The sequence below is a fragment of the Sinorhizobium chiapasense genome (assembly GCF_036488675.1).
Classification (GTDB): domain Bacteria; phylum Pseudomonadota; class Alphaproteobacteria; order Rhizobiales; family Rhizobiaceae; genus Sinorhizobium; species Sinorhizobium chiapasense.
Window position 1 is genome coordinate 1,501,872 of sequence record NZ_CP133152.1, and the last position, 25,993, is coordinate 1,527,864.

The window sequence follows — 25,993 nt, forward strand, 5'->3', positions numbered from 1 at the left end:
TCGGGCTGGTTGCCGGCGCCTTTACGGGTGGCATACCATCGTTGCCGCCCTACCGCTCGGTAAAGCTGAAAATCAATCATAACAACGGCCTAAACGTGCGCAGGACGCTTGCCATCGAAGGTGATTTGAGGGAACATTTAGAGCTGGCCCTTGAGGCCTGGGCGATCTCCGGTGAAAGGAGAATTCCATGCCTCTTAAATTTCTGATTGCCGCGATAGCGCTCCTGCTACTTTCGGGATGCGCAAGCACCGGCACAGGCGACGTCAATACCACCTATGCTCAATGGCAGGGTCCCTATCCAGAGCCTGACTTCACCACGTCCGACACGGGTAGCATTGCAATATCCTACTAGAGCGCCGTGCGTTCAAGTGAACGCACAAAGGACGCTCTAGCACTTTGATTCTAGAGCATCTTATCCGCTTTCAGTGCCTCCACTTGAAAGCGGGATGCTCTAGGCGGTCGTGTAGGTCGACTATCCACATTCATGAACGCGCGGCGAGGGCTGGTGACGGCTCAGGCCGGACGACGTTTGTCGCGTTGAAAGGTCGGACCGGAGCCGGTTTTCCCTCAGGAGTTGCGTCGCTTCGCAGAGTTCGAGCGTTTCGCAGGTGCAACGAATTGTGAAACGCTCTCGGTACTGACGTCCCCACGACCTGTGGCAAAAGTCGCGTGAACTCAGTGCAGTCCGAACTCACGAAGCAGATCCTTGCGGTACTGGACGAAACCCGGCTCGCTTCGATTACGTGGTCGGGCGAGATCGATTTCGATGATCTTCGGGTTGCCGTCCTTGTTCTTGGGAAGGACCAGGACGCGATCTGCGAGGTAGACCGCTTCCTCGAGATCGTGCGTGACGAGAACCATCGTCACGTTCTCCTCCCGCCATATTCGCTCCAGCTCGTCCTGCATCGTCAGCTTGGTCATCGCATCGAGCGCACCGAATGGCTCGTCAAGCAGCAGGATCTCCGGCTGGACCGTCAGCGCCCGCGCGATGCCGACCCTTTGCGCCATGCCGCCGGAGAGCTGCTTGGGATAGGCGTCGGCAAACTCGGCCAGTCCCACCAGGGAGATGTAGTGGCGCGCGCGCTCCCTGGCGTGACGAGCATGGCCACCCCTGACCTCCAGCCCGAACGCGACGTTCTCGAGAACCGTCTGCCAGGGAAGCAGGCGTGGCTCCTGGAAGATGACGGCGCGTTCGTTGCCAACGCCCGTGACAGGTTCGTTGTCGATCAGCACCTTGCCGGCATCCGCGGCCTCGAGGCCCGCCAGGATGCGCAGCAATGTCGTCTTGCCCGATCCGCTGGCGCCGACGATTGCGAGGCACTCGCCGGAGCGAATGTCCAGATTCACGTTCTTGAGAACTCTGAGCGAACGCCCGCCGATCTGGAAGGATTTCGAGAGATCGCGCAGCGCGATCTCCCCTTTTTGCAAAGTCTGGACATCTTCCATGGCTGGACCTCAGTTTGCCGCAGCGCTGGCGGTGGTCCGGAGCAGAAGATCGGACGCTTTGAACTTGCCCTGGGGCAGGCTGCCCTCGCGCTCGAGAACGCCGATCCAGAAATCGAGATCTCTTTCGGTCGCACGCGCGCCCGGCCGCAACCCGAAGCCGGTCCAGTGCTTAGCGAGAGCGCCATTCTCGCCGCGTTTATCGAGAATTTTGGCAAGCAGCGCCCGTGCTTCCTCCGGATTCTCTCTCGACCAGTCGGCCGCGCGGGCAGACTGTTCGACAAAGTTCCTGGCCGCTTCCGGGTGCTCCTCGACAAAGTCGCGGCGAAGAACGGCAAAACCGCCGGCAATCTCGCCAAGGACGTCGGTGTCATCGAAGATCGCGCGTACGCCGCCATGGTCGACGATCTGGCCGTTGAACGTTGCCTGCCAGTATCCGACGGCCGCGATGTCGACCTGCTTCGAGCGCAATGTCTGCTCCAGCTGCGGGCCCGGCACAGTGACGAGGTTGGCGGCATTTTGCGGCAAGCCCTTGCTTTGCAGCGCTTCCCGTATCGCATAGTCGAGGTGGGCGCCGAGCGTGTTCACCGCAATCGTCTTGCCGGCAATATCCTCGATGGATTTGATGGGACTGTCTTCGAGCACGTAGAAGATGCTCTTCACCTCTTCGTTGATGCCGTTGGTCGGATAGGCGGCGACAAAATCGTTGCCGCTGGCGATCGAGTTTATGACGGCTGGCGTCGCGGCTGACCCGATGTCGACGCTGCCGGATGCGAGCCCGAAGAGCGACTCCGGGCCGCCGCTCGCATAGCCGACGTTCTCGAGCTTGACGCCCAGCCCGTCGAAATAGCCGAGCTCGGAAGCAAACTCATGCGCCGAGATGCTGCCGTGGCTGGCAAGATAGCGCAGGGTCACCTGATCGGGCGACTGCGCCGCCGCATGCCCGGATAGGCTGATGGCAAACAGGGTGCCAAGACCGAGGGAGCGAATGGAGATGGTCATATGTTCGTCTTTCCTGGTTGAACGGGTTGGTGTCGAAGCGCATCGCTAGAGCGTCCTTTGTGCGTTCACTTGAACGCACGGCGCTCTAGATCGAAACATCGCTCCAGCGGCACAGGCGGCGCTGCGCGAAGACGAGCGCGTAGTTGGCGATAAGCCCGAGTCCTGCGAGGATGAAGATCGCCGCGAACATGAGGGGTATCTGGAAGTTGTACTGGGCGTTCATGACCTGGAAGCCGACCCCCTTGTTCGCGCCGATCATCTCGGAGGCGATCAGCAGCAAGAGCGCGGTGGTTGCGCTCAGGCGCAGGCCGACGAAGATGGACGGAACGGCGCCGGGCAGGACGACGCGCCGGAACACTGTCGAACGGGACGCTCCATAGACACGCGCCATTTCGATCAGCTTCGAATCGACTTCCTTGACCCCGCTGATCGTGTTCAAGAGCAGCGGGAACAATGTCGCCCAGAAGATCACGAAGACCTTGGATGCCTCACCGAGCCCGAGCAGCAGGATGAACACCGGATAAAGCGCCAGCGCCGATGTCTGCCTGAAGAGCTGAAGGATCGGGTCAAGCGCCTGCTCGATCGGGCGCACCTGCCCCATGAACAGGCCGAGCGGTATCGCCACCAGCACAGCCGCCACGAAGGCCAGGCCGGATCGTTGCAGGCTGATGGCGATGTCGTCGAGCAAGGCTCCGCCGAAGACCCCTCTCCACATCGCAGAAAGGATCGCGTCGATCGGCGGGAAAACGGCCGGGTTGATCCAGCCGCCGCTGCTAGCGGCTTGCCAGAAGACGAGAAAGGCAGCCAGAAGTCCGTAGCGCGACAGCCACTGGCGAAGTTTTGCGCCGGCCCGCTGAAGATATTCTTCGGCTTTCACGCCACCGTTGGCGAGGATTGATCTGTCGACATCCTGTAAGCTCATCTCCTGCCCTCCTGTTGGCGTTTTATTCCGCGGCCTGAACGGTCTGGCGCGATTGCGTCCACGGATTTTCCGGCCTGGGGAGGCCGAGGTTTTCACGAAGCGTGCGGCCTTCGTAAGCGGTCCGGAACAGCCCCCGGCGCTGCAGTTCCGGAATCACAAGGTCGACAAAGTCGTCGAGCGCGCCGGGAAGCCACGGCGGCAAGATGTTGAACCCGTCGGCGGCTTCGTTGCGGAACCATTCCTCGAGCTGATCGGCGACCTGCTCGACGCTGCCGACGACGGTGTAGTGACCTCTCGCCGTCGCGATCCACTGGTAGAGCTGCCGGATCGTGAAACCGTGCTCGTCGGCGATCTTGCGGATCAGCGCCTGGCGGCTCTTCATTCCTTCGGTTTCCTGGCTGACGGGGAGCGGACCGTCGAGCGGATATCCGGTCAGGTCGAGCGTTCCACCGGTCAATCCGTTGAGCAGGGCGACACCGTCCTCAGGAACGATGAGCTCGTTCAGCCGCTCGTACTTGCTGCGCGCCTCTTCTTCGGTACGGCCGACAAAGGGCGCGACACCCGGCATGATCAGCACGTGCTCGAGGTTGCGTCCTGCGCGTCCGACGCGTGCCTTGATGTCCCGGTAGAACTCCTGGGCGGAACTGAGATTCTGATGGGCGGTGAAGATCACTTCCGCTGTCGCAGCGGCAAGCCCGCGTCCGTCTTCGGATTGTCCCGCCTGGACGACGACCGGGTGGCCCTGTACCGGGCGCGGCGCGTTCAGCGGCCCTTTCACCGCGAAATGCTTGCCCCGGTGATTGATGTCGTGGACGCGTCCGGCGTCAAAGAAGCGGCCGGTCGCCTTGTCACGGATGAAGGCGTCGTCCTCCCAGCTGTCCCAGAGGGCCTTCACCGTTTCGACATGCTCATGGGCGCGCTCATAGCGCTCGGAATGGCTCGGCTGCGTCTCCCTGTTGAAGTTGCGAGCCGTCTCGTCTCCCGCCGAAGTCACCACGTTCCACCCGGCCCGGCCGTTGGACAGAAGATCGAGCGACGCGAATTTGCGGGCGAGCGTATAGGGCTCCTCGTAGGTGGTCGACGCGGTCGCGATGAAGCCGATATGCGTCGTCAACGGTGCGAGTGCGGCAAACAGCGTGACCGGTTCGAATCCTGCTATCTTGGCGTTCCCGCCTTCACGCCCCCCGAGCCCGACCGAGAGATTGTCCGCCAGGAAATAGGCGTCGAACAGGCCGCGTTCGGCCGTCTGCGCAAGCTTCTTGTGGAACTCGAAACTCGTCGCCCCGTCGGCCGGAGCCTCCGGGTGTCTCCAGGCGGCGATATGCTGGCCGCCGCCGGGCAGAAAGGCGCCGAGTTTGATCTTTCTGGTCATTGAGCCCTCCGAGAGTTTTCGGCCGATCGGCCATGAGTGGTGCTTTGATTCACGATGTCTGGTTCCGGCCCGGCGCGCTAAGCGGCGATGCTCCGCCGGTCGGAGCGTCCGGAGCGTCCCAGCACGCGCGTTGCTTCGTCGACCGCCTGCCCGAGCCGGGCATGGATCGCTTCCGAGATCAGGGCGCCGTCCGCGAAGTCCTTGTCCGACGCGTAGATTGCCGTCGGCATTGCCAGTGCTTCAAAGAATCCGAACAGCGGGCGCAGCTGGTGCTCGACGATCAGCGAATGACGCTCGCCGCCGCCCGTTGCCGCAAGGATGACCGGCTTGCCGCGCAGCGACGAGGGATCGAAGAGGTCGAAGCAGTGCTTGAACAGTCCGGTGTAGCTGCCTTTGAACGTCGGTGAACCGACCACCAGGACGTCCGCCGCAACCGCCTGGCTGACGATGTAGCGCGCCTCGGGAGCGAGATCGTCCAACCGCCTTGCATGTGGCAGAGACGGGCCGAAGTCCTCGATGTCGAACGTCTGTGCCGAGGCCGCAACGCCCAGTGCAAGCCGATGAACGATATGATCGACGAACGTCCGGGTTTTGGACGGGCGCGTGATGTTCCCCGAGATTCCGACCACTCTTTTATCCGGCATCGTAGACCTCCGTCGAAGCCGTTTCAGATGTGATCATCTAAATCTATAATTTTTATGAATTATAGAAACACGGTTCTATTCCGCGTCGTCAAAGGAGAAGAGTTTCCCATGATACGGCACCGGTCTGAGGCCATCCTGGCGACTGGCGGGCTTCTCAGTTTCCCGCAGAATACGCCCGGGCGGCTGTCTGCCCCTGAAAAGGGGCGCTGCAGGCATCCCTTCCGGCGCAATCACCGCTGCGCCGGCCGCGTCTCTCAACTTGGGCAAGACCTATTTGATTGAATCGTTGTCGCGACCATCGAGCACGGAGTTACCCCGAGCTGCCAAGAGCAGAGGGGGGTGCCAGATCCCGCGCCAACAGGATCCGGTTGCGCTCTAAAGTGAGCGCGTGAGGCCGCCGTCGACCCGGATATTCTGGCCGGTGATATAGGCCGCGCCCTCGGAGGCAAGGAACGCTACGGTGGCGGCAATCTCCGCGCTTGTTCCGTAGCGCTTCATAGGCACGCTGTCGCGACGCTCCTCGGTCGCAGGCAGGCTGTCGATCCAGCCGGGCAGAACGTTGTTCATCCGGATATTCTCGCCCGCATAGGTGTCCGCGAAAATCTTGGTGTAGGCAGCGAGCCCGGCACGGAACACCGCTGACGTCGGGAACATGGCGCTCGGTTCGAACGCCCATGCGGTGGAAATATTGATGATCGCTCCGGCCTTCTGCTTCTGCATCACGGGCGTGACGAGACGTGTCGGACGGATCACGTTCATCAGGTACGTGTCCATCCCGCGATGCCAGTCTTCGTCGGTGATCTCGATGATCGGAGCACGCGGGCCGTGGCCGGCGCTGTTGACCAGCACGTCGATGCGGCCCCACGTCGAAACGGCGAGATCGACGAGCCGCTTCAGGTCTTCATTCGATTGGTTCGAGCCCGTGACACCCAGCCCGCCGAGCTCCTTTGCCAGCGCTTCACCCTTGCCCGAGGACGAGAGGATGGCAACCCTATAGCCATCGGCCGAGAGCCTGCGTGCAGCCTCCGCTCCCATGCCACTTCCGCCTGCCGTAACCAACGCGACCTTTTGTGTAGCCATGTCATTTCCTTTCCTGAAGTTCGTCTGCAAATTTTGACATAAGCGCGTCCGGCAACGAAGTGGCAATACTCTCACGAACCTGTAGGAAAACTATCGGATGGCCGCTCGACTACTCGGCCAGAAGTCACCATGATGAACAGGCGAATTCTCTCCGCTCCCCACCCGCGGTGACGTCGGATGGAGCCCGTCAGCTCGCATCGTCCGGGGCGCTCGCACTGCTCCGTTACGCGACCGCCTGAGCACCGGTAATCTCGACCAGGCTGCCGCACATGAAAGCGGCTTCGTCCGAGGCGAGGAACGCGACGAGCGCGGCCACCTCCTCGGGTTTTCCGATACGCCCAAATGGCACCAGCTTGTCAAGATCGGCGATCGTGCGACCCGAACGCTTCACCCCCGCCTCGAGCATGGGCGTATGGATCTCGCCGGGGCAGACAGCATTCACGCGGACTTTCTGAGGGGCGTAGTCGCGCGCAAGATTCTGCGTGAAGGCCGCAACTGCAGCCTTGGTCGTGTTGTAGGCAATGTGGTTCGGAGCTGGAAGAAGACCCCATTGCGATGCGGTGTTGACGATCGCGCCGCCCCCCGCCTCGATCATGTGCGGGACGGCCGCGCGGCAGAGGTGAAACATCGAATCAAGGTTCACCGTAAAGCTCGCATGCCAGTCGTCATCCGTCAGCGACAGGAGGTTGCCGCGCCGGTTGATGCCCGCATTGTTCACGAGAATATCGAGGCGCTGTCTCTGGTCGAAGGCTTCAGCAATCAGAGCAAAACACGGCTCCTTCCGGGAAATATCGGCGGCAACGGCCACTGCGGAACCGCCGTCCGCGACGATCTCGGCAGCGACCGCGTCCGCCGCTTCGCCGTTGACGTCGGAGACGATAACCAGTGCGCCCTCTTCCGCCAGTCTCCGCGAGATTGCGGAGCCGATACCGCCGCCTCCGCCCGTGACGATCGCGACCTTGCCTTCGAACCTTCTCATTCCTCGCTCCTCCAGACCTATCGAATGTAACTGCCGCCGTTGACGTCGAGCGTCGCGCCGTTCAGCGAACGTTGTGACGGCCTTAGCGCGAAGGCAACGAGCTCGGCGATTTCAGAGACCTCGGCCATCTCGCCGATCGGTATGTCAGCGACCGCAGCCTCCTTGCCGTGTTTGGCGACGAAATCCTCAGCCATGTCGGTGCGCACCCAACCGGGCGCAACCGAGATAGCAACGACGCCATCGCGACCGAAGCTGCGGGCGATCGATTTCGTGAGATTGACGAGCGCGGCCTTCGTCGCGCCATAGGGCATGGCGTCGGCTGCGTAGCCGCGTTGGCCGGCGCGGCTCGCCATGTTGATGATCCGCCCTCCGCCATGCGCCTTGAAATGGGTAAGCGCCTGCTTGCAGAGATCGACTGCGGCGAAGAAGTTCACCTGGAACTCCTTCTGCCAGGCGTTCCTCCAGAGATCGGGCTCGGCTTCGATCGAAACCTCAGTGCGGATACCGGCATTGTTGACGAGCGCATGGATACGACCGGCCGCCTCTTCTGCCCGGCGCCACAGTTCGAATGCCCCCTCGGCCGCCGAAAGGTCGGCCTGAACCAGTACCCCTTCGCCGGAAATGCGGGCAAGCAGCGCCTCCGCTCCCGCACGGTCGCTGCCGTAGTGGATAATCGGACGCGCGCCCTCCTGCGCCAGGCGCTCGACGATGGCGGCACCGATGCCGCCGGAGGCGCCGGTGACAAGGACGGTCTGGCGCGACAGGGACTCGATGGGCATGTTTCCCTCCTCAACCCAGCTGATCGACCTGCGGTCCCCAGGTGTCGGAGAGCGCAAAGCCGCTTTTGAATGGGTCCTCGTCGGAAATACGGAGCTGTTCGCGGCCATAGATCCAGCCGCGCCCGGTGATGCGCGGCAGCACGGCGGGGCGTCCGCCGACCTCGGTAGTGCCGATCGCCTCCGCAACGAACTCGCCGCCGATGATCGAGCGCGATGTCCGCCGATCGCCGATCGCGACCTTTCCGCGTGCGTAAAGTGTTGCGAGATTTGCCGAACTTCCGGTCCCACAAGGGGAGCGGTCGACCCGGCCCGGCTTCAAGGTCGTGCAGGTGCGCACAGCGCCGTCCGGCTCGTGCCCGCGGAACATGACATAGGCAATCTCGTCGACACCGGTGAGCTCCGGATGTCTGACGGCGATTTGGTCGGCCAGAAGCGACTTCAGCTTGATCCCCGCTTCGGCCAGATAGCGTGCGTTGGCGGGCGTGATTTCGACGCCGATCTGATCGATGTCGACGATTGCGTAATAGACGCCGCCAAAGGCGACATCGATCTTGATCCGCCCCCACCTCGGCGTCTCGACGATCCGATCGAGAGCTTCGGCAAAGCTCGGAACGTTGTCGAGGCTCACCGAGAGGCAGCGTCCATCGCGGCAGGTGGCGCGCGCGACGATGAGCCCCGCTGGCGTGTCGAGACGGATGATCGTATCCGGCTCGTTGATGGCGACGCGTCCGCTTTCGAGCAAGGCCGTAACGACACAGATGCAATTGCTTCCGGACATCGGATGGGCACGATCCGCCTGCAACACGATGAACCCGGCATCGGCGTCGGGCCTTGTCGGCGCGACGAGCAGATTGACCGACATGGCGACGCTCGCGCGCGGCTCGAAGGTGACGAAGCGACGGAGACTGTCGTCGACGGTGTTGATGTGGTTCATCTTGTCGAGCATGGTGGCGCCGGGAATTTCCGGCGCACCGCCGACGATCACCTTGCCGATCTCGCCCTGGCAATGGACCAACAGCAGGTCGAGTGGACGGTCCCAATTCATCGAAATGCCGCCGGTCATTTGAGGTACCAGCCCCATTTCTCGCCGGCGGCAAAGCGGGTGATCTGCTTGGTCTCGAGATAGTTCTCGAGCCCCCAGCGGCCGAGTTCACGACCAATACCCGACTCCTTGTAGCCGCCCCAAGGCGCTTCGGTGAAGGTCGGCTGCGAGCAGTTGATCCAGACAATGCCGGCGCGGAAGGCGGCGGCAACCCGGTCGGCTCGGACGTCGTCCTTCGACATCACTGCCGCAGCCAGCCCGAAGCGGGAATCGTTCGCAAGCTCGATTGCCTCCTCTTCCATCGAGAAAGGCCGGATGCAGACGACGGGACCGAAGATTTCCTCGCGCCAGGCGTCACTCTCCAGCGGCACGTCGGTCAGGATCGTCGGCTCAAGATAATAACCCTTGTCGAATCCTTCCGGTCGTATGCCGCCGCAGGCGATGGTCGCACCGGCAGCCTTTGCCGCCTCGATCGCGGCGAGCACTTGTTCATACTGCCGTTTCGACACGAGTGGCCCGAGAAGCACGCCCTCCTCGAGGCCGTTTCCGATCCTGATCTTCTTCGTCTCCTCGACGAGGCGCGCCAGCAGACGATCGTAGATGCCTTCCTGGACAAGGACCCGCGACGTCGCCGAGCAGACCTGACCCTGGTTCCAGAAGATGCCGAACATGATCCATTCGACCGCCTCTTCGATGTCTGCATCGTCGAAAACGACGAAGGGCGACTTGCCGCCGAGCTCGAGGCTGACGCGCTTGATGTCGCGGGCCGCGGCCGCCATGATCTTCGAGCCGACCGGGCCGGATCCGGTGAAGGCGAGCTTGTCGACCCCCTTATGATCGATGAGCGCCTGACCGGCGACCGAGCCCGCCCCGGTGACGATGTTGAGGACGCCCGGCGGCAGACCCGCCTCGTCCGCGATCGCGGCGAGTTCGAGCGCCGTCAACGAGGTGACTTCCGCCGGCTTCAAGACGACCGTGCAGCCGGCGGCAAGCGCGGGAGCAACCTTCCAGGCGGCCATGAGAAGCGGGTAGTTCCAGGGGATGATCGCACCGGCAACGCCGATCGGCTCCTTGACCGCCTTCGAGGTAAAGCGGGCGTCGGGAAGCGCGATCGGCTCTTCGGGACTGTTGTCGAGCTCATCGGCCAGCCCGGCGTAGTAGTCGAAACAGCCGGCGGCGTCGGCGATATCCCAGTCCGCCTCCGGAAACGGCTTGCCGTTGTCGATCACTTCGAGGCGGGCGATTTCCGCCTGACGGGCGCGGATGCCCTCGGCGATGGCGCGCAGGTATTTTGCTCTTTGGGCGCCGGACAGCTTCGGCCAGCCATCCTTGTCGAAGGCGCGGCGCGCCGCCTTTACCGCAACATCGACGTCTTCCGCCGTTGCCGCGGCGATCTTGTGGATCACTTCCTCCGTCGCCGGATTGACGACGTCGAACGTCCTGCCGTTCGCGGCCGCCGTCCATTTTCCGTCGATGTAGAGTTCGCTGCGCATTGTTCGCTCCGTTGATTCCCACGCTGGCCGTCAGAATCGGTCGACGCGGTATGGTTTGAGATCGATCGGGGGCTGGACGCCCGTCACGAGATCGGCGATGAGCCTCCCGGTCGTCGCCGCATAAGTGAGGCCCAGATGCCCGTGGCCGGTCGCGTAGAAGACGCCGCGGTGTTTCGCGGAAGGGCCGATGATCGGCACCGTATCGGGAAGTGCCGGGCGATGGCCCATCCACTCCATCGCTTTCTCCGCCCGAAGATCCGGCAGGGCCTCTTGCGCCCGTTTGACCAGCACTTTTGCCCGCCGGTAGTCCGGCGCCGCTTCGAGCCCGGCCAATTCCACCGTGCCGCCGACGCGGATGCCGCCGGCCGTTGGGGTCACCATGAAGGCGCGCGCCGGCCAGATGATCGAATGGCGCATCGAAATGCCCGGCGCCATGATCTGCGTGTGGTAGCCGCGCTCGGTCTCGAGCGGGATCGGCTCGCCGAGCAGCCGCGCCATCCTGCCGGTATAGGCGCCGGCGCAAAGCACGATCTGAGACGCGGCGATCGAACGACCATCCTTCAGGCGAAGGGCCTTGACGCGATCACCGTGATCGAAGCCGACGACCTCGCCTCGCTCGATCCTGCCGCCGAGCGCCAGAAGAGCCTCGGCGAGCTTCACGACCAATTGATAAGGGTCGCGAATGGAGCGGTTGTCGGGGAACAGTACCGCCTTGGCGATCTTCGGCGTCAGTGCGGGTTCCAGGTCGCGGATGGCTTTCCCGCTCAGGATCTCATGGCGGAAGCCGAACCACTCTAGAACCTCGACATGCTCTCGGTCCGCCTTGAACTCGGCCTCGTCCGCATAGAGGCTGAGGCACCCCTCCTTGGTCAGCATGCCGGTGAGGCCCGTCGCTTTCAGCAGTGGATCAAGATCCTCATAAACGCGATGGCACAGCACCGCGCCCGCCGTCTCCAGTTCCCTGACCCGCGAGGGCCGGCTCGCCGCCAGAAAACGCAGGAACCAGGGGACGAGCTTCGGCATATAGGAGGGCCGGATCCGCACCGGCCCTTCCCGGTCGAGCAGCCACTTCGGCATCTGCGCCCAGACGCCCGGCCGCGAGGCGGGCATGAACTCGGTGACCGCGATCGACGCCATGTTCCCGTAAGACGCGCCCTTGCCGGGGCCTTCTCTGTCGAGCAGCACCACGCTCTTCCCGCGGCGCTGCAAGTCGTAGGCAATCGTCGTGCCGATGATGCCGGCGCCTACGACAATGACAGGACCCTCGCTATTGCTCGTCATTTTTCTTTTCTCGGTGTGGTGCGGCAATCAAACCGTGGTCATCCAGGTGTCGGCCACCGTGAAGCTCTCGGGATAGGATCGCTCGGGTCCTTACTGTCGAGGCGCCGCTTCCTGATCGCCGAACGGCCAAGAAACAGCGCATTGACAAGCGATGACCGGTTCCGATTACCAGTTCAGGATCGGCTCCATAGCGGTGCGGAACTCAGCCTTTTCATCGTCGGTCAGCGGCCCCAGTGGCGCGCGGCACTCACCCATGGGCAAGCCCTGAAGCTCGCAGCCATACTTGATCTTCTGCACGAACTTGCCGCTTTCGAGGATGTTCATCGCGCGGTAGAGCGTTTTCATCAGCGCGCGCGCCTTGTCGAGATCACCGGAACGGAACGTTCGGTCGAGATCGCAGCATGCCTTGGCCATGCAGTTCGCCGGCCCGCAGATCCAGCTCTCCGCACCCCAGAACATGAAGTCGAGCGCAATGTCGTCCGATCCGGACACCAGTTGGATGCGGCCGTCGTAGCGGCTGGCGATGTCGATCGCGCGCTGCAATACCCCTGAGCTTTCCTTGATCCCCATCACGCGCGGATTGTCGGCGAAATGGTCCATCAGCTCGAAACTGATGTCCGAACCATCCTTGGCCGGATAGGAATAGAGGACCAGGTTCACATCCACGGCATCGAGCACGCTTTCGTAATGCCGGATCAGTTCGGCTTGCGTCGGCCGGGTGTAGAACGGCGGGGCGAGCAGCACAGTGTCATAGCCGATCTCTTTGGCGATTGCCGTCTGCTCGATGACTTCGCGGGTGGCGGGCGCATTGGTGCCGGCGATCAGAATTTCGCCCGGTTTGGCAAAATCCTTGACGAACTGCAGCACATCGCGGCGCTCTTCCTTGGACTGGCTGAAATACTCTCCGGTCGACCCGTTCGGAACCCAGCCGGTGACCCCGGCATCACGCAGATGGGTCAGAAGCTTTTCGAAAGCCTTGAAGTCGACCCTGTTGCTCGCGTCGAACGGGGTGATAAGGGCGGGCATGACGCCAGAGAGTTTCATGGAATATCTCCTTTCGAAAGATTTCGATTCAGATCGCGAGTTTGGCGAGCACGCGCCGCTCGACGAGCGTGACGGCACGGGTCAGCGGAAACGCGATGACGAAATAGATGAGAGCGACGACCGTGAGTACCTCGATAGGTCGCGCCGTATTGTTGGAAATGTTCTGACCGACGAACATCAGGTCGGCCATGCCGACGGCGGAGACCAGCGCGCTTTCCTTGAACAGGCTGACGCAGTTGGAGAGCAGCGTCGGGACGGCGCGGAGCACCGCCTGCGGCAGGATGACGTTCGCCACTTGAACGCGGCGCGAAAGGCCCAGTGCAACGCAGGCGTCGAGCTGCTCCGGCCCGATTGATTTCAGCGAAGCCCGGAAGGTCTCGCTGGTGATCGCGCCCATATAGAGGGTGAGAGCGATCACACCGGAGGTGAGGTTGGAGAGCTCGACGCCGAGGATCAGCGGCAGGCAGAAGAAGATCCAGAAGAGCTGGACGAGCACCGGCGTTCCGCGGAAGAACTCGACATAGACGCTGGAGACCGCGCGCAGGATCGTGCTGCGCGAGGTCCGGGCGAGGCCGATAAGGAAACCGAGACTGCAGCCGAGAACAATGCAGATCAGCGTCAGCTTGATCGTCATCCAGAGACCGAGCGCGAGCGCTTCCTGGAAGCGAAGGACGATGGAGAAGTCGAGAGCCATTAGTCTTCTCCTCAGCTCATCATCAGTTGGCGGCGGCGTTCGAGGTAGCCGACGATCTGTGAGACGGGGAACGAGACGGCGAAGTAGACCAGCGCGACGATGGTGAAGGTCTCGATCGGCCGATAGGTCTCGGTTGCAAGCGTCTTCGCCTGGTACATGAGGTCCTGCACGGCGACGATGGCGACCAGCGCGGTTTGCTGGAAGATGCCGATGCCATTGGTGAGCAGGACCGGTATCGACGCTCGGACCGCGGTCGGCAGCACGATATGGAGGGTGCGCTGCAGCGGATTGAGACCGAGCGCGATACCGGCATCGAGCTGTTCGCGCGGAACGGCCTGGATTGCGGCACGATAGGCCTCGGCGTTGAAGGCCATCAGGTTGAGGCCGAGCGCCAGGATGCCCATCGTCATCGAGCCGAGAAAGACGTTGAACAGCATCGGCACGCAATAGAAGAACCAGACGATCTGCACGATCGCCGGCGTGCAGCGGAAGAATTCGACGAAGAGCATGGCCGGCAGCCGGACCGGTGCAAAGCGGTTCATGATGAGCAGCGCCAGCGGAAAGCCGAGCACGACGCCGATGAGATTGGCGGCGACCGTCAGTTGCAGCGTCACGATCAGTCCGTCCCAAAGAGGACCGAAGGAGATCGACTGGAAGTCGAAAGAATAGCCCATCTTCCCCTCCTAATGCCGGATATGGAAGACGCGATCGATGAACTCGCGGGTGCGCTCTTCCCTGGGCGAGCCGAGCACCTGCTCCGGCGGTCCATCCTCGACGACCACGCCGCCGGCGCAGAAGATCACGCGTGAGGCAATGTTCTTCGCAAACCACATGTCGTGGGTGACGATCATCATCGGCATATCTTGGGCGGCAAGCTGCAGGATGACCTGCTCGACTTCGGCGACGAGTTCGGGATCGAGCGCCGACGTCACCTCGTCGAAGAGCATCAGCTTCGGATCGAGCATCAGGGCGCGGGCGATCGCCACGCGCTGTTTCTGCCCGCCGGAGAGTTGCGCCGGATAAGCGCCCGCCTTCGCGCCGAGGCCGAAGCGCTCGAGCAGCGCCTGGGCACGCTTGGTGGCGCTCGCCTTGTTTTCTCCTCTGACCTTGCAGGGCGCGAGGATCAGGTTCTGGATGACGGTGAGGTGCGGGAACAGCGTGTAGTGCTGGAACACCATGCCGATCGACCGGCGCACCTCGGTGTCGATCACGGTCTTCCTGTCGGCTCCCGCCGAGGATATGTAGGGCTTGCCGCCGAAGCTGATCGAGCCGCTGTCGATCTTCTCCAGCCCCATCATGACGCGCAGCAGCGTGCTCTTGCCGCCGCCGCTCGGGCCGATCACCACGACCCGTTCGCCGGGCTTCATCTCGATGTCCAATCCCTTGAGCACCTGGATATGCGGCCCGTAGCTCTTGTGAAGGGACTGGATTTTGACAAGGGGGGCACTGAAGGACATGGTCATTGCCGATCTCACTGGTCAAAGGAGGGGATGAGAGTGGCCGGGCAAACGGTGGCCGCGCCCGGCCAGGCTACCGTTACTGCGTGCTCTTCAGCACCTGATCGACGGCCTTGCGGATCAGTTCGTCCACGTGACCGGTCGCGACCTTCTCTTCGAGGAAGATGTTGACCACTTCGACGTCGGCCGTCGAAAGCTGGTGCGGCAGGCCAAAGGCGACACCCTGCTTCGCCAGCGCCGGCTTCGGGTTGAGCGCGACCGCCCAGTCAGGGTTCGATTGGGTGAAAAGCTGATTGGTGTCGGAGGCATCGACGAGGATGTCCGCCCGTCTGGAGACCACCGCCAGACGCGTCTCGTCATTGCCAGGCAGACGCAGGATGGTTGCGTTTTTCACGGCGGCGGTGATCGCCTTGTCCTGTGCGGTGCCGGACATGACCGCCAGCGTCACGTCCTTCTTGTCGATGTCGGCGACCGAGGTCGCACCGCTCGGCACCTTCGGGTTCTCCTTATTGTAGGCGAGCGAGATCTGGTACTCCATTGCCGGAATGGAGAACTGCACGGCCATGGCGCGGGCCGGCGTCCTGTTCAGCGCGAGCGAGACGTCCCATTTGCCCGCCTGCAGACCGGCGACAATGTTGTCCCAGGTCGTATCCACGAATTCCGGCTTGACCTTCAGGACATCGGCGAATTCGCGGCACAGATCGGCGAAGAAGCCCGAATACTCGCCCGTTGCCGGGTCACGCATGACATAGGGCGGGGCGACGGCCGCGCCGCAACGAAGGACACCTGCCTTCTGCACGCCTTGCCAATAGCCATCGGCCGTTTGGGCGGAAGCAACGGTGGTTGAAAGACCAGTGATCAGGGCAAGCGCAGGCAGCGCCCGCAGCAGGGGCGAAAGCATCTTCGACAGCATCGTCATTTCCTCTGTTTGACGTGCGCGTAACGCGCGGTTCCTCTCGTCGGCTTTCAGCCGATCTTGGCTTTTGTGTCGTCTTCGTGTCGACACAATGATTAATGTCGTCTTAGTGTCGACAAAGTCAAGCGGAAAAATTACATTGTCAGCGCAGGACCGATCTGGCCTTATGCGTCCGGATGACGGGAAAGGGACCTAAGTGTCTGACGAAGCAGAAACCAAGCGAGCCAAAGGTACGGGCTGGAAAAGCGTCTACGAGACGTTGAGAAACGAGATCCTGGCGCTGACGCTCGCCCCCGGCCAGCTCCTTGACGAGAACACGCTGGCCGAACGGTTCGATATGTCCCGCTCGCCCGTCCGCGAAGCGTTGATCCGGCTCGCCGGCGAGGAGCTGGTCGTCACACTATCGAACCGCAGCACGATCGTGGCACCGATCGAAGTCGCAACGTTTCCGAAATATGTGGAGGCGCTCGACATCGCGCAGCGCATGAACACCCGCCTTGCGGCGGAGCTCAGGACCGATGCCGACCTGAAGGCCATCGCCAAGCGCCAGAAGGAATTCGAGGCGGCCGTGAAAACCGGAAATCACCTTCAGATGTCCGAGGCGAACAAGCAGTTCCATATGGCGATCGCCAGGGCCGGCAAGAATCCATATCTCGCGTCCTTCTACGAGCGGCTCCTCAACCAGGGCCAGCGGATGCTGCATCTCCATTTCGAGTATCTGGAGCGGTCGCACGAAGGTTACCTGTTGACCGACGAGCACAACCTGATGCTCGAGGCGATCCGGGCGAAGAATGTCGATCTCGCCGACGAACTGGCCCATGCCCATACGCGCCAGTTCCAGCAGAACTTCATCAATTTCATGCGCGAGAACTACACGACGGATGTATCACTCGGGCGGCGGAAGGCAGCGGAATAGATGCGTATCGGTTTCGTCGGCACAGGTGCGATTACCGAGGCGATGGTGACAGGCATCGTCGGCGCCGGGCTTGGTGTGACGGAGATCCACGTCTCGCCTCGCAATCGGGAGATTGCCGCCCGGCTCGCCAGCCGGTTTCCTTCGGTGCGGATCGCCAAGGACAACCAGAAAGTGGTCGATGCGGCGGACATCCTGTTTCTCGCGATTCGGCCGCAGATCGCAGAAGAGGTGATCGGCGGACTCACATTCCGGAAGGACCAGACAGTCGTCAGCGTCGTCGCGGCGACGGATCGTTCCAAGCTCCTGAGCTGGATCAAGGAGAACGTGAACCTCACGCAGGCGATCCCGCTGCCCTTCGTCGCCGAACGGGAAGGCGTGACCGCAATCTACCCGCCCCACGCCGAGATCGCAGCCATCTTCGCCGCGCTCGGCAGCGCCGTCGAATGCGAGACGAAAGAGGAATACGACCTGCTCGCCGTCGCCAGCGCGCTGATGGGCACGTATTTCGGGATCCTCGACCGGGCGACCAGCTGGATGGCGCAAAAGGGCATGGCGAGCGAGAAGGCACGTGCCTATCTGGCGCCGCTCTTTGCCCGCCTTGCGCAGACGGCTGTCAGGACTGGTCAAACGCCGCTCGACATTCTAAGACGCGAGTTTTCGACGCCGGGCGGTTTGAATGAGCAGATGTTCGAAGACTTCCATCGTAGCGGCGGAAGTCAAGCATTGATCGGCGCCCTCGAACGCGTGCTGGAGCGCGTTCGAGGCTAGAAAACGCCGCTCAGCGATGGGGTTCGCGGAGCTCCGGCCGCAACCCCCGGCATGTTCCGGTAGCTCTGATTGGACGTAGGAAGCGCCGGATCGACATCACGCCGATACCGGCAGCCCGAGGTGGGCGCTCACAGGAATGCTGGTTCGGATCTATCCGGGGTTCTGGAAAGCAAAATTTAACCATAGTTGTCCATCTTATCTCCATCAGTCGTCATGAGGGGACAATCCGGAAGTCGCGCAGCGGTGGCCGCTCGCCGGCCTGAGGGCCTTTTGCGTGATTTTCTGGCTTGATTTGCGTTGTTGAGTAAGATCGTTCGCCCACAGTCCTTGCAGCGTCTGTTGCGCCCACTGTTGATCACCTGCTGCGGCACCGCCCTTGCCGGCGCGGCTGTGTGGTCGGCGGTCGGCATGGCCGCGATGGGCAGTTCCTTCGCTCATGGTTCAGGCAGCTACCTGCCCAAGCCGCAGCTTTATTTGGCGGAGAGGACAAAAGAGCGCCCATGGGACAAGCACGCCAGGATCAGCCAGGCGACGCGGCTGGTCGCCGCGGCGGCGCAGCCCGTCCTGTCCGCAAACCTTGCCACCAGCCGATCCACCCGCAGTCCCGATGTTTCCGGAGATGCCGGGAGCAGCGGCAAGGCGGCGCTCTTCGACGCCTTGGTGAAGCAGGCCGCATTGACATCGGGGAAGCTCGCCGGCCATTTCGAGCGCCCCGGTTCCGCCAACTCGCTCCGCCCGCCTGCAAAGGTTGACGCGCCTGCTCCCGGCCCATTTGGGCCACTGCCCGCCGGCTCGACCGACAGGCCCCTGCCCTTGCTGGCCTATGCCGCCCACTCCCAGAGCGGAACGACCAGCACCGCCTTCTCGGCCTTGCTGGAGGACAACCTCGCAGCTTCGCAGGATCCGAACACGGACGGCGACGCGCTGCCAGGCTATGAGGATACGCCGTCCTCCGGCCCGCTGCCGCAGTTCCGCCCGCGCGACGATCAGGCCCAACAGCCTGCTGCCGAAACGGAGGAACCCGAGACCAGGCAGCCCCAGGACGCAGCACAGCCAAGGGCCGAAGGGACCGGGAAGGCCGACGAACGCGAAACGCCGAGAAAGCAGAAGCTCGCCTATGCGCGGCCGGACAATCCGGCAGAGAACGGTTCCAGCAGCGGCTTCGGACAGGCCCTGCGCAACATCTTCGGCAGCGGAGCCAAGGCCGGAAATGGCGTCGCCGTCTACGATATCGCGGCCGCCAAGGTGTACATGCCCGACGGCAGCGTGCTCGAGGCCCATTCCGGCATCGGCAAGATGGCCGACAATCCGCGTTACGTGAATGTCAAGATGACCGGACCGACCCCACCGCACACCTACAATCTCAGGATGCGCGAAACACGCTTCCATGGCGTCGAGGCGATCCGCATGCTGCCTGTCGACGGAAAGAACAAGCATGGCCGCGACGGCTTCCTGACGCACAGCTACCTGCTGCGCGGCAATCGGGCGGAATCGCATGGCTGCGTCGCCTTCAAGGACTACCCGCGTTTTCTCACCGCCTTCAAACAAGGCAAGGTCAGGCAGATCGTCGTGGTACCGAGCGGCGGGCGCGCAGCCGGCATGCGCATGGCTTCGAACGGCAAGAGCTCCTGACAGCAACACCCGACAGCCGACTGTTGAAGGCCTGTCACCGGGAACTGCGGCGCGAGCTATCGCGAACATGTTCTCGCAGAACCGCCTTCAGGTCGGCGAACGTGCGAAGGCCGAGATGGCGCGCGAGTCGCTGAACCGTGCTCGCCGAGACATTGCACCTTCTGGCAATCATTGCGGCGGTCTCGAAGGCTGCCGCTTCAGGTCGATCGATGACCTCGCGCGCCACTCGGTCCAGAGTACCGGGAAAGGTGATCTGCCGCCTGGCAATATCGCACTTCAACTCCTGAAGGGTCTTCGGGGGATTCCTGCTGCGGGATTTTTCCATCGAGCAACGTTCATATGTACGGGGTTCATCATCAGGACGTCTGACTGACTGAAATGGTCTGGCGGGCACCGCGAGCCTATGCCGGCGACACCCGCATTTCCGTTAGCGGCTGATGGTCGTCTGAAGTGCCTCGATGGAGGATCGAATCCCAGCCTCGGTAGACATGGTGAAGTCTTCCATTTCCAAGCTTACCCAGCCGTTGTAGCCGCACATGCGGACGACGGAGAAGAACTCCTTCCACCATTGCAGGTCACGGCCCGCGCCTACGGCGACATAGTTCCAGCTACGGTTCGCGACGTCGGTGACCTCCTTCAGCTCGAGCAGGCCGTTGACATCGGCCAGGCCCCGCTCGATACGGGTGTCCTTGCCGTGGCAGTGGTGAATTGCGGGTCCCAGCGCGCGGGCGGAGGCAATCGGATCCGCCCCCATCCATATCAGATGCGAGGGGTCGAGGTTCATACCGACCGTCGGGCCGACCTCATTGCGCAGGCGGAAGAGGGTTTCGGGGTTCCAGACCAACATCGCCGAGAAGTTTTCGAGAGCATATTTCTCGACGCCGACTTCCTTGGCGAGCTTGACCAGGCCGTGCCACAGCGGGAATGCGCGGTCTTCCCACTGATAGCGGTCGCGCTCGGGCATCTCGTCGGGCCAGCTCTTGGTATAGACGAGCCAATTGGGAACACTGTCGCCGGGAGCGGCTTCCGGCAGACCGGACATCGTCACGATGGTCCTGACGCCGATCTCGCCAGCGAGCCGGATCGTCTGCTCCATCTCCTTGCGGTGGCGTTTGCCCATGTCGCCGGGGTCCAGCGGATTGGCCGAGCAATTGAGGGCGGCGATTTGAAGACCGCGGGCTTCGATTTCCTTGATCTTGGTTTTCAGAAGTCCCTTATCTTCAAGCAGTTCATCGGCGCGGAAATGCGGCGCGCGCGACCAGCCGCCGCCGGTCATCTCGATGCCTTCGACGCCGAGCTCGACGCATTTATCGAGCATGTCCGTAAAAGACAGGTTGCCCATCACGTCAGTGCAAATGGAAAGTTTCATCGTCTCAATCTTTCTGTATGGAAAAATGGGGGCGCGCTTGGGAGATGGACGGAGGAAAGTCCAGCGTGCCCCCAGGTTGAACTACTTGAAGTCAATCCAAGCCGAACCTGCATCCGCCGAACGGACGCAGTTTTCCAGCCAGCGCACACCCTCGGTGCCCGCCTCGATGCCCGGGTAATGGTGGTCCTTGAGGAAGACCTCGTCGCCGCGACGTTTTGCGTCGATCGCCTGGGCGATCCAGAGATAGATGTTGGCCCAGCTATCGCCCAGGCCTTCGGTGTGCAGCGCACCCATCCGGTCGACGGCGAGGCTTTCTTCCTCCAGATACGGCATGCCGTGGTGTAGGGTACGGTTCGGCTCGCCCTGGACTTCGTAGATCAGCTGGTCCGGATGGGCATCGGACCATTCGATCGAGGCCTTCGAGCCCACGAAGCGATAGCGTTGCGATCCCATATTGCCCGCGTCCACCGACGAAACCCAGAGGCGGCCCCGCGCCCCGTTGTCGTAGTGCATCAGCACCGTGGCATGGTCTTCGAGCGGCGCACGGGTCGGGATGAACGCCTTGCGGTCACAGAGAAGCTTCTCGATCTTCATATGTGGCAAGACGATCTCTGACAGGTAGTAGAGATGCGTGCCGATGTCGCCGAGGACAAAGGTCGGCCCGGCGGTCTTCGGGTTCGTGCGCCATTTGACGGCCTCGCCTGCACCGACGTCGTCGCCCGAGTTGAAGCCATGGGTATATTGCATGTCGACGATACGGATATCGCCGAGCATGCCTTTCCTGACCATGGCGGCCATCTGGTGGACCAGCGGATGGCCGGTGAAGCCGTAGGTGACGCCGACGATCAGGCCCTTTTCCTCGGCGAGCTTCGCCACCTCTTCGCATTCGGCCACCGTGAAGAAGAGCGGCTTTTCGCAGATCACGTGCAGGCCCGCTTCGAGGCAGGCCTTGGTGATTTCGTAATGGGTGAAGTTGGGCGTTGCGATCGAGACGACTTCGACGCCGTCCTCCCGCGCCGCCTCATTGACGATCAGTTCCTGATAAGTGGCGTAGCAGCGATCCACCGCCACCCCGAGCCTGATGCCGAAGTCCCGGCCGCGTTCGAAATCGAGATCGAAGGCACCGGCAACAAGCTCATAGGTGCCGTCCCGGAGCGCGCCGGTGCGGTGTTTGTAGCCAACCTGACCGGTGCGTCCACCGCCGACCATGCCCCAGCGCAAGGGGCGGGAAACCGTTCTTTCTCCATTGATCATCTGATCATCTTCCTGAAATGGCCTACTGGTTCATTCCGCCGCCATGGCGGTCGGAGGCCCGTAAAGGCCGGGTTTCGCTATCATGTTGATTGATTCGAAGCCGCCGCTGGCCACGGCACGCAGAGCGGCATCGGCCACCAGCGTGGCCGCGTATCCATCCCAGGTGGACGGACCAGTCGCGGTGCCCTCAGAGGCGGCCACGATCCATTCGCGGAACTCCTGGTCGTATGCTTCGATGAAGCGCTCGCGCCAGTCCTCGGGGATCGCCTGACGGATGCCGTTCGAATCCGAAATTACGGCTGCCGGGCGGGTCGGGAGTGCGGCCACGCCCGTCTCGCAGCTGACCTCGCCGCGGATGTCATAGCCATAGGAGATATTCACCGAAATCTCGACATCGACCAGCGCACCCGAGGCCATGTGCAGGAGCACGAAGACCGGATCGCGCAGTTCGCCTCCGCGCGATGACCGGCGCGGCACGCGCACCTCCACCCCAGTAACCTCGTCCGACAGGAGCCAGCGGGAGATGTCTGCGTCATGCACCAGCGTGTCGTTCAGCGGCATCTCCGATGTGTAGAGGCCTTCGGGGACCGAGGCATTGCGATGCACGGAATGGAACATCAGCGGCGCGCCAAGTTTCCCTCCGTCGATCACGGCCTTGAGGCGGCGATAGTCGGCATCGAAACGCCGCATGAAGCCCACCTGCACGAGACGCCGGCCGAAGGCCACTTCGGCTTCAATCACGCGAAGCGCGGCCGCCTCGGATGTCACCAAGGGCTTTTCGCAGAAGGCCGGCTTGCCGGCAGCGATGCAGGCGAGCAGTTGCTCCTCGTGTGCCGGTCCCCAGGAGCAGATCACCACGGCCTGCACGTTATCCGAAGAGATCAAAGCCGTGGGGGTGGCAAACACCTCCGCCCCTTCGGGGGCGGCAGCAGCAGCGCGGGCCTGGTCGATGTCGGTGACACCCACGACTTCAATACCGGAAAGGACTTTCGTAAGACGGCGGATATGATCCTGGCCGATCATACCCGTGCCGATGACGCCAATCTGGAGGGTCATTTTGCCCCCCAGTACTTCTCGACGTATTCCTGCATCTTCTCGCGCATGAAGCGGCCGGAGTGGTCGGCGCGCTCTTCCCAGGCGAAGACGCAAGCCGTCATGATGCCGTCGAAACCGATCTCCGCGAGCGTGCCGAAGAAATCGTCCCACGGCACCTCGCCCTGGCCGATGTCGAGATGCTGGTGTACTCGGGCGGCCGAGCCCGGCGGATTGACGATGTAGCGCAGACCCGAAGAGGCCTTATGGTTGAACGTGTCGCCCACATGGACATGGGCAAGAACGTCCGCCGCTTCGCGCAGCATGGCTTTGGTGTCGTCGCCGAAATAGAAGGTGTGCGGCGCGCAGTAGAGGAATTTGACATTCTTCGAATTGACTGTGCGGATGATGTCGAGCGCCGGCTGCAGCGTCTCGCACCAGTCTTCCGGGTGCGGCTCGACATGCAAGTTGATGTCCTCGCGCTCGAAGATCGGCACGAGCTCTTCCATCGAGCGCCACCAGGCGTCTTCGCAGGCCTCGATCATCGACCCGGTATGGCAGCAGTAGCAGGACCCCTTGTCCGGGTGCGGGCCGCGGCCGAACTCCGAGTTCATCGTGTCGACGCCCAGTTCGACGCAGATCTCGATAGCCCGCTTCCAATGTTTCACCGCCGCCTGACGCTCGGCCTCGTCATTGGAGGCCCAGCGATACATCGGCAGCAGCGATGCGATGCCGACATCGGCACTTGAAAGCGCCTTCTTGAACGACTTCACCCGATCGGGAAAGACGCGCGGCGCTTTGAACCATTCGAGGAAATCGCCACGCGGCGAAAGCTCGATCCAGTCGTAGCCGAGTTCCTTGACCTTTCTCGGCAACTCCTCAAGCGAGAGATGCCGATGCATGAACGGGTCGAGTGCGATTTTCATTTTTTTGACCTCCGGATTCTGGACGCAATTCTCCGTCCTCCGACAGCGGTCCTTTCAGTCGCTGTCGAAGCTGTGCGCGTTTGCGCAATTCGTTTGTGATGCCGTCAGCGATTACTGGGCTGGCGGTGGGGGCTGACCCTCGTGCGAATCCATGTAAGTCTCGATTTGAGCCTCCAGATCAGCCATGGTTTCCCCACCCGCCATCAGATCAGTGATCTCCTCACGGGACTTTTCGCCCCTGCGGAAGTCTGCGGCGATTGCTCCACGGATGAGCACGGCGAAGTGATCACCCACCGTCATGGCGTGCATGACCTGATGGGTGATGAAGATCACTGCCAGGCCCCGCCGCTTCGCCTGGTTGACGATCCGCAACACATGCGCCGCCTGTTTCACGCCGAGCGCCGCGGTTGGTTCGTCGAGGATCAGCACGCGGGCGCCGAAATGCACGGCACGGGCAATCGCAAGTGACTGGCGTTCGCCGCCTGAAAGCCCCCCGACCAGACGATCGCCGTCATCGATGCGGGTGATGCCGAAGTCCTGCACGGCCTTGACGGCGATCTCGTTGGCGGTCTTGCGGTCATAGACCTTGAACGGCCCCCAACCCTTGGTCGGTTCGACGCCGACAAAGAAGGAGCGGCCGATCGACATCAGCGGAAAGGTGCCGCCGAATTGGTGCACAGTCGAAATGCCCATCTCCTGCGCCTCGCGCGGTCCTCTGAATTCGACCGGCTTTCCGTCCATCAGGATGGTGCCGCGTGTGGGCTTGTGCACCCCTGCAAGCGTCTTGATGAGCGTCGACTTGCCGGCGCCATTGTCGCCGAGCAGGCACAGCACTTCGCCCGCACGGACCTTGAGCGAGATGTCGTGCAGCACGTCGATCGGACCGAAGCTCTTGTCGACATTTTGAAGTTCAAGGATCGGAGTATTGTCAGACATGGTTGAACACTCACTTCTTTTTCTTCGGCACGAAGCTAAGCGCCATCTGCCGGAAGGTATTGTTCATCAGGACAGCGGCCATGAGCATCACGCCGATAATGAGGTTGGACCAGTTGCGGTCGATGTCGGTGAAATAGATGCCCTGGTTGACGACGGCGAAGGTCAGCGCGCCGAGGAAGATCCCGGCGATGGAGCCGAAGCCGCCGGCGAGCAGCACCCCACCCACCACAATCGAGACGATCGTGTTGAAGATGTAGTTCATGCCGCCTGAGACCTGCGCCGAGTTGAACTGGATCGCCCCGCACATGCCGACGAAGGAAGCGGCCGTGCTCGACAGAACAAAGAGTGCAATCTTCAGCCTCTTGGTCGGAATGCCGGCATTGCGCGCGCTGACCTCGTCTCCTCCCATCGCGAAGATCCAGTTGCCGTAGCGCGTCGCGTGAAGCGCGAAGCCGAAGACCACGGTCAGCGCAAACCACCACAGGATGATCACCTGGAATTTGCCGAGGATGAGTTGGCCGAAGATCATCTTGGCCCAGGCGGGCGCTTCGAGCGGAACCGAGGCGGCCCCGGTCAGAATGGCCGATCCCGCGAGGACCAGACCCTGCACCGCGACCAGCGTGCCCAGCGTGATGATCAGCGAGGGCACGCTCGTGCGCACCGCCAGAAAACCGTTGATCAACCCCACGCCAACGCCGAAGGCGAGCGCTCCAAGCATGCCGATCACGATCGGCAACTCGTAATAGCCCGACAGGATGGCGATCGACATCGAGCCCGCCGGGATCATTGCGCCGATCGAGATGTCGAGTTCGCCAGCGATCATCAGGAGGCCGACGGGCAAGGCGACGATGCCGAGGTTGGCGGCGAAATTGATCCAGCTTGCCGCGCCGAAGAGCGCACCCAGGCTAACGCCGCCGAAGGCTACGTAGAAGGCAATCACGGCGACGAAGCTCAGCACGGCCCCGAATTCCGGGCGGCGCACAATTTGTCCAATGGAAAAACCGTTCATCTC

At 62.4% G+C, this 25,993-nt stretch carries 27 protein-coding genes; 4 read left to right on the forward strand and 23 right to left on the reverse strand.

Features of this window, described 5'->3' with window-relative positions; all coding sequences use genetic code 11:
• Positions 1–187: 187 nt before the first annotated feature.
• Positions 188–352 (forward strand): hypothetical protein, encoded by a 165-nt coding sequence (locus RB548_RS31480; protein WP_331376285.1) that lies wholly within the window; start codon positions 188–190, stop codon positions 350–352.
• 323 nt (positions 353–675) lie between these two features.
• On the opposite strand, the gene RB548_RS31485 is transcribed toward RB548_RS31480, so the two are convergent.
• The 16 genes from RB548_RS31485 to RB548_RS31560 all read right to left on the reverse strand — a co-directional run bounded on the left by RB548_RS31485 (position 676) and on the right by RB548_RS31560 (position 16,145).
• Positions 676–1,446 (reverse strand): ABC transporter ATP-binding protein, encoded by a 771-nt coding sequence (locus RB548_RS31485; RefSeq protein ID WP_331376286.1) that lies wholly within the window; start codon positions 1,444–1,446, stop codon positions 676–678.
• Between the two features lie 9 nt (positions 1,447–1,455).
• Positions 1,456–2,445, reverse strand: a complete 990-nt coding sequence (locus RB548_RS31490; RefSeq protein WP_331376287.1) for an ABC transporter substrate-binding protein — start codon at positions 2,443–2,445, stop codon at positions 1,456–1,458.
• An 85-nt stretch (positions 2,446–2,530) separates the two neighbouring features.
• Positions 2,531–3,367, reverse strand: a complete 837-nt coding sequence (locus tag RB548_RS31495) for an ABC transporter permease (RefSeq protein ID WP_331376288.1) — start codon at positions 3,365–3,367, stop codon at positions 2,531–2,533.
• A 22-nt stretch (positions 3,368–3,389) separates the two neighbouring features.
• A complete protein-coding gene (locus RB548_RS31500) occupies positions 3,390–4,739 on the reverse strand; it encodes an LLM class flavin-dependent oxidoreductase (protein WP_331376289.1) in 1,350 nt (449 codons plus the stop codon).
• A gap of 77 nt (positions 4,740–4,816) precedes the next feature.
• Positions 4,817–5,383 (reverse strand): FMN reductase, encoded by a 567-nt coding sequence (gene msuE / locus RB548_RS31505; RefSeq protein WP_331376290.1) that lies wholly within the window; start codon positions 5,381–5,383, stop codon positions 4,817–4,819.
• A gap of 375 nt (positions 5,384–5,758) precedes the next feature.
• Positions 5,759–6,463, reverse strand: a complete 705-nt coding sequence (locus tag RB548_RS31510) for an SDR family oxidoreductase (protein ID WP_331376291.1) — start codon at positions 6,461–6,463, stop codon at positions 5,759–5,761.
• Between the two features lie 223 nt (positions 6,464–6,686).
• Positions 6,687–7,442 (reverse strand): SDR family NAD(P)-dependent oxidoreductase, encoded by a 756-nt coding sequence (locus RB548_RS31515; protein WP_331376292.1) that lies wholly within the window; start codon positions 7,440–7,442, stop codon positions 6,687–6,689.
• A 17-nt stretch (positions 7,443–7,459) separates the two neighbouring features.
• Positions 7,460–8,221: an SDR family NAD(P)-dependent oxidoreductase gene (locus tag RB548_RS31520; protein ID WP_331376293.1), complete on the reverse strand. Its 762-nt coding sequence runs from the start codon at positions 8,219–8,221 to the stop codon at positions 7,460–7,462.
• Positions 8,222–8,231: 10 nt separating this feature from the next.
• Entirely contained in the window at positions 8,232–9,266 is a 1,035-nt protein-coding gene (locus tag RB548_RS31525) for a proline racemase family protein (RefSeq protein ID WP_331377186.1), read from the reverse strand.
• A 14-nt stretch (positions 9,267–9,280) separates the two neighbouring features.
• Entirely contained in the window at positions 9,281–10,756 is a 1,476-nt protein-coding gene (locus RB548_RS31530; RefSeq protein WP_331376294.1) for an aldehyde dehydrogenase family protein, read from the reverse strand.
• Between the two features lie 30 nt (positions 10,757–10,786).
• On the reverse strand, positions 10,787–12,037 hold the full coding sequence (locus RB548_RS31535; protein WP_331376295.1) for an NAD(P)/FAD-dependent oxidoreductase: 1,251 nt from the start codon (positions 12,035–12,037) through the stop codon (positions 10,787–10,789).
• Between the two features lie 165 nt (positions 12,038–12,202).
• Positions 12,203–13,081: a dihydrodipicolinate synthase family protein gene (locus RB548_RS31540; RefSeq protein WP_331376296.1), complete on the reverse strand. Its 879-nt coding sequence runs from the start codon at positions 13,079–13,081 to the stop codon at positions 12,203–12,205.
• A 28-nt stretch (positions 13,082–13,109) separates the two neighbouring features.
• Complete coding sequence (locus RB548_RS31545; RefSeq protein WP_331376297.1) at positions 13,110–13,775, reverse strand: amino acid ABC transporter permease; 666 nt, start codon at positions 13,773–13,775, stop codon at positions 13,110–13,112.
• An 11-nt stretch (positions 13,776–13,786) separates the two neighbouring features.
• Complete coding sequence (locus RB548_RS31550; protein WP_331376298.1) at positions 13,787–14,449, reverse strand: amino acid ABC transporter permease; 663 nt, start codon at positions 14,447–14,449, stop codon at positions 13,787–13,789.
• Between the two features lie 9 nt (positions 14,450–14,458).
• Entirely contained in the window at positions 14,459–15,238 is a 780-nt protein-coding gene (locus RB548_RS31555) for an amino acid ABC transporter ATP-binding protein (protein ID WP_331376299.1), read from the reverse strand.
• Between the two features lie 73 nt (positions 15,239–15,311).
• Positions 15,312–16,145, reverse strand: a complete 834-nt coding sequence (locus RB548_RS31560; RefSeq protein WP_331376300.1) for a substrate-binding periplasmic protein — start codon at positions 16,143–16,145, stop codon at positions 15,312–15,314.
• A gap of 199 nt (positions 16,146–16,344) precedes the next feature.
• Here RB548_RS31560 and RB548_RS31565 point away from each other — a divergent pair, with 199 nt between their 5' ends.
• From RB548_RS31565 to RB548_RS31575, 3 genes are all read left to right on the forward strand, one after another.
• Positions 16,345–17,064, forward strand: coding sequence for a GntR family transcriptional regulator (locus tag RB548_RS31565; RefSeq protein WP_331376301.1), 720 nt, complete (start codon positions 16,345–16,347; stop codon positions 17,062–17,064).
• Positions 17,065–17,832, forward strand: a complete 768-nt coding sequence (locus RB548_RS31570; RefSeq protein ID WP_331376302.1) for a pyrroline-5-carboxylate reductase — start codon at positions 17,065–17,067, stop codon at positions 17,830–17,832.
• A 339-nt stretch (positions 17,833–18,171) separates the two neighbouring features.
• Positions 18,172–19,464, forward strand: coding sequence for a tlde1 domain-containing protein (locus RB548_RS31575; RefSeq protein ID WP_331376303.1), 1,293 nt, complete (start codon positions 18,172–18,174; stop codon positions 19,462–19,464).
• A 34-nt stretch (positions 19,465–19,498) separates the two neighbouring features.
• Here the strand turns inward: RB548_RS31575 and RB548_RS31580 are convergent, their stop codons facing one another.
• The 7 genes from RB548_RS31580 to RB548_RS31610 all read right to left on the reverse strand — a co-directional run bounded on the left by RB548_RS31580 (position 19,499) and on the right by RB548_RS31610 (position 25,990).
• Positions 19,499–19,789, reverse strand: a complete 291-nt coding sequence (locus RB548_RS31580) for a MurR/RpiR family transcriptional regulator (protein ID WP_331376304.1) — start codon at positions 19,787–19,789, stop codon at positions 19,499–19,501.
• Between the two features lie 102 nt (positions 19,790–19,891).
• Positions 19,892–20,833 (reverse strand): sugar phosphate isomerase/epimerase family protein, encoded by a 942-nt coding sequence (locus tag RB548_RS31585; RefSeq protein ID WP_331376305.1) that lies wholly within the window; start codon positions 20,831–20,833, stop codon positions 19,892–19,894.
• Between the two features lie 81 nt (positions 20,834–20,914).
• Positions 20,915–22,087: a Gfo/Idh/MocA family protein gene (locus RB548_RS31590; RefSeq protein WP_331376306.1), complete on the reverse strand. Its 1,173-nt coding sequence runs from the start codon at positions 22,085–22,087 to the stop codon at positions 20,915–20,917.
• Between the two features lie 30 nt (positions 22,088–22,117).
• On the reverse strand, positions 22,118–23,143 hold the full coding sequence (locus tag RB548_RS31595; RefSeq protein WP_331376307.1) for a Gfo/Idh/MocA family oxidoreductase: 1,026 nt from the start codon (positions 23,141–23,143) through the stop codon (positions 22,118–22,120).
• On the reverse strand, positions 23,140–24,045 hold the full coding sequence (locus RB548_RS31600; RefSeq protein WP_331376308.1) for a sugar phosphate isomerase/epimerase family protein: 906 nt from the start codon (positions 24,043–24,045) through the stop codon (positions 23,140–23,142). The genes RB548_RS31595 and RB548_RS31600 overlap by 4 nt, the downstream gene beginning before the upstream one ends.
• Before the next feature lie 111 nt (positions 24,046–24,156).
• Positions 24,157–24,981, reverse strand: a complete 825-nt coding sequence (locus tag RB548_RS31605; protein ID WP_331376309.1) for an ATP-binding cassette domain-containing protein — start codon at positions 24,979–24,981, stop codon at positions 24,157–24,159.
• 10 nt (positions 24,982–24,991) lie between these two features.
• Entirely contained in the window at positions 24,992–25,990 is a 999-nt protein-coding gene (locus RB548_RS31610; RefSeq protein ID WP_331376310.1) for an ABC transporter permease, read from the reverse strand.
• Positions 25,991–25,993 lie beyond the last annotated feature (3 nt).

Excerpts from the sequence above, each read along its gene's own strand:
- RB548_RS31480 (WP_331376285.1), top strand. The coding sequence starts at position 188 with ATGCCTCTTAAATTTCTGATTGCCGCGATAGCGCTCCTGCTACTTTCG.
- RB548_RS31600 (WP_331376308.1), bottom strand. The coding sequence starts at position 24,045 with ATGAAAATCGCACTCGACCCGTTCATGCATCGGCATCTCTCGCTTGAG.
- RB548_RS31530 (WP_331376294.1), bottom strand. The coding sequence starts at position 10,756 with ATGCGCAGCGAACTCTACATCGACGGAAAATGGACGGCGGCCGCGAAC.
- RB548_RS31590 (WP_331376306.1), bottom strand. The coding sequence starts at position 22,087 with ATGATCAATGGAGAAAGAACGGTTTCCCGCCCCTTGCGCTGGGGCATG.
- RB548_RS31520 (WP_331376293.1), bottom strand. The coding sequence starts at position 8,221 with ATGCCCATCGAGTCCCTGTCGCGCCAGACCGTCCTTGTCACCGGCGCC.
- RB548_RS31495 (WP_331376288.1), bottom strand. The coding sequence starts at position 3,367 with ATGAGCTTACAGGATGTCGACAGATCAATCCTCGCCAACGGTGGCGTG.
- RB548_RS31515 (WP_331376292.1), bottom strand. The coding sequence starts at position 7,442 with ATGAGAAGGTTCGAAGGCAAGGTCGCGATCGTCACGGGCGGAGGCGGC.
- RB548_RS31490 (WP_331376287.1), bottom strand. The coding sequence starts at position 2,445 with ATGACCATCTCCATTCGCTCCCTCGGTCTTGGCACCCTGTTTGCCATC.
- RB548_RS31605 (WP_331376309.1), bottom strand. The coding sequence starts at position 24,981 with ATGTCTGACAATACTCCGATCCTTGAACTTCAAAATGTCGACAAGAGC.
- RB548_RS31485 (WP_331376286.1), bottom strand. The coding sequence starts at position 1,446 with ATGGAAGATGTCCAGACTTTGCAAAAAGGGGAGATCGCGCTGCGCGAT.
- RB548_RS31570 (WP_331376302.1), top strand. The coding sequence starts at position 17,065 with ATGCGTATCGGTTTCGTCGGCACAGGTGCGATTACCGAGGCGATGGTG.
- RB548_RS31545 (WP_331376297.1), bottom strand. The coding sequence starts at position 13,775 with ATGGCTCTCGACTTCTCCATCGTCCTTCGCTTCCAGGAAGCGCTCGCG.
- RB548_RS31500 (WP_331376289.1), bottom strand. The coding sequence starts at position 4,739 with ATGACCAGAAAGATCAAACTCGGCGCCTTTCTGCCCGGCGGCGGCCAG.
- RB548_RS31610 (WP_331376310.1), bottom strand. The coding sequence starts at position 25,990 with ATGAACGGTTTTTCCATTGGACAAATTGTGCGCCGCCCGGAATTCGGG.
- msuE (WP_331376290.1), bottom strand. The coding sequence starts at position 5,383 with ATGCCGGATAAAAGAGTGGTCGGAATCTCGGGGAACATCACGCGCCCG.
- RB548_RS31555 (WP_331376299.1), bottom strand. The coding sequence starts at position 15,238 with ATGACCATGTCCTTCAGTGCCCCCCTTGTCAAAATCCAGTCCCTTCAC.
- RB548_RS31560 (WP_331376300.1), bottom strand. The coding sequence starts at position 16,145 with ATGCTGTCGAAGATGCTTTCGCCCCTGCTGCGGGCGCTGCCTGCGCTT.
- RB548_RS31595 (WP_331376307.1), bottom strand. The coding sequence starts at position 23,143 with ATGACCCTCCAGATTGGCGTCATCGGCACGGGTATGATCGGCCAGGAT.
- RB548_RS31540 (WP_331376296.1), bottom strand. The coding sequence starts at position 13,081 with ATGAAACTCTCTGGCGTCATGCCCGCCCTTATCACCCCGTTCGACGCG.
- RB548_RS31550 (WP_331376298.1), bottom strand. The coding sequence starts at position 14,449 with ATGGGCTATTCTTTCGACTTCCAGTCGATCTCCTTCGGTCCTCTTTGG.
- RB548_RS31535 (WP_331376295.1), bottom strand. The coding sequence starts at position 12,037 with ATGACGAGCAATAGCGAGGGTCCTGTCATTGTCGTAGGCGCCGGCATC.
- RB548_RS31510 (WP_331376291.1), bottom strand. The coding sequence starts at position 6,463 with ATGGCTACACAAAAGGTCGCGTTGGTTACGGCAGGCGGAAGTGGCATG.
- RB548_RS31585 (WP_331376305.1), bottom strand. The coding sequence starts at position 20,833 with ATGAAACTTTCCATTTGCACTGACGTGATGGGCAACCTGTCTTTTACG.
- RB548_RS31525 (WP_331377186.1), bottom strand. The coding sequence starts at position 9,266 with ATGAATTGGGACCGTCCACTCGACCTGCTGTTGGTCCATTGCCAGGGC.
- RB548_RS31580 (WP_331376304.1), bottom strand. The coding sequence starts at position 19,789 with ATGGAAAAATCCCGCAGCAGGAATCCCCCGAAGACCCTTCAGGAGTTG.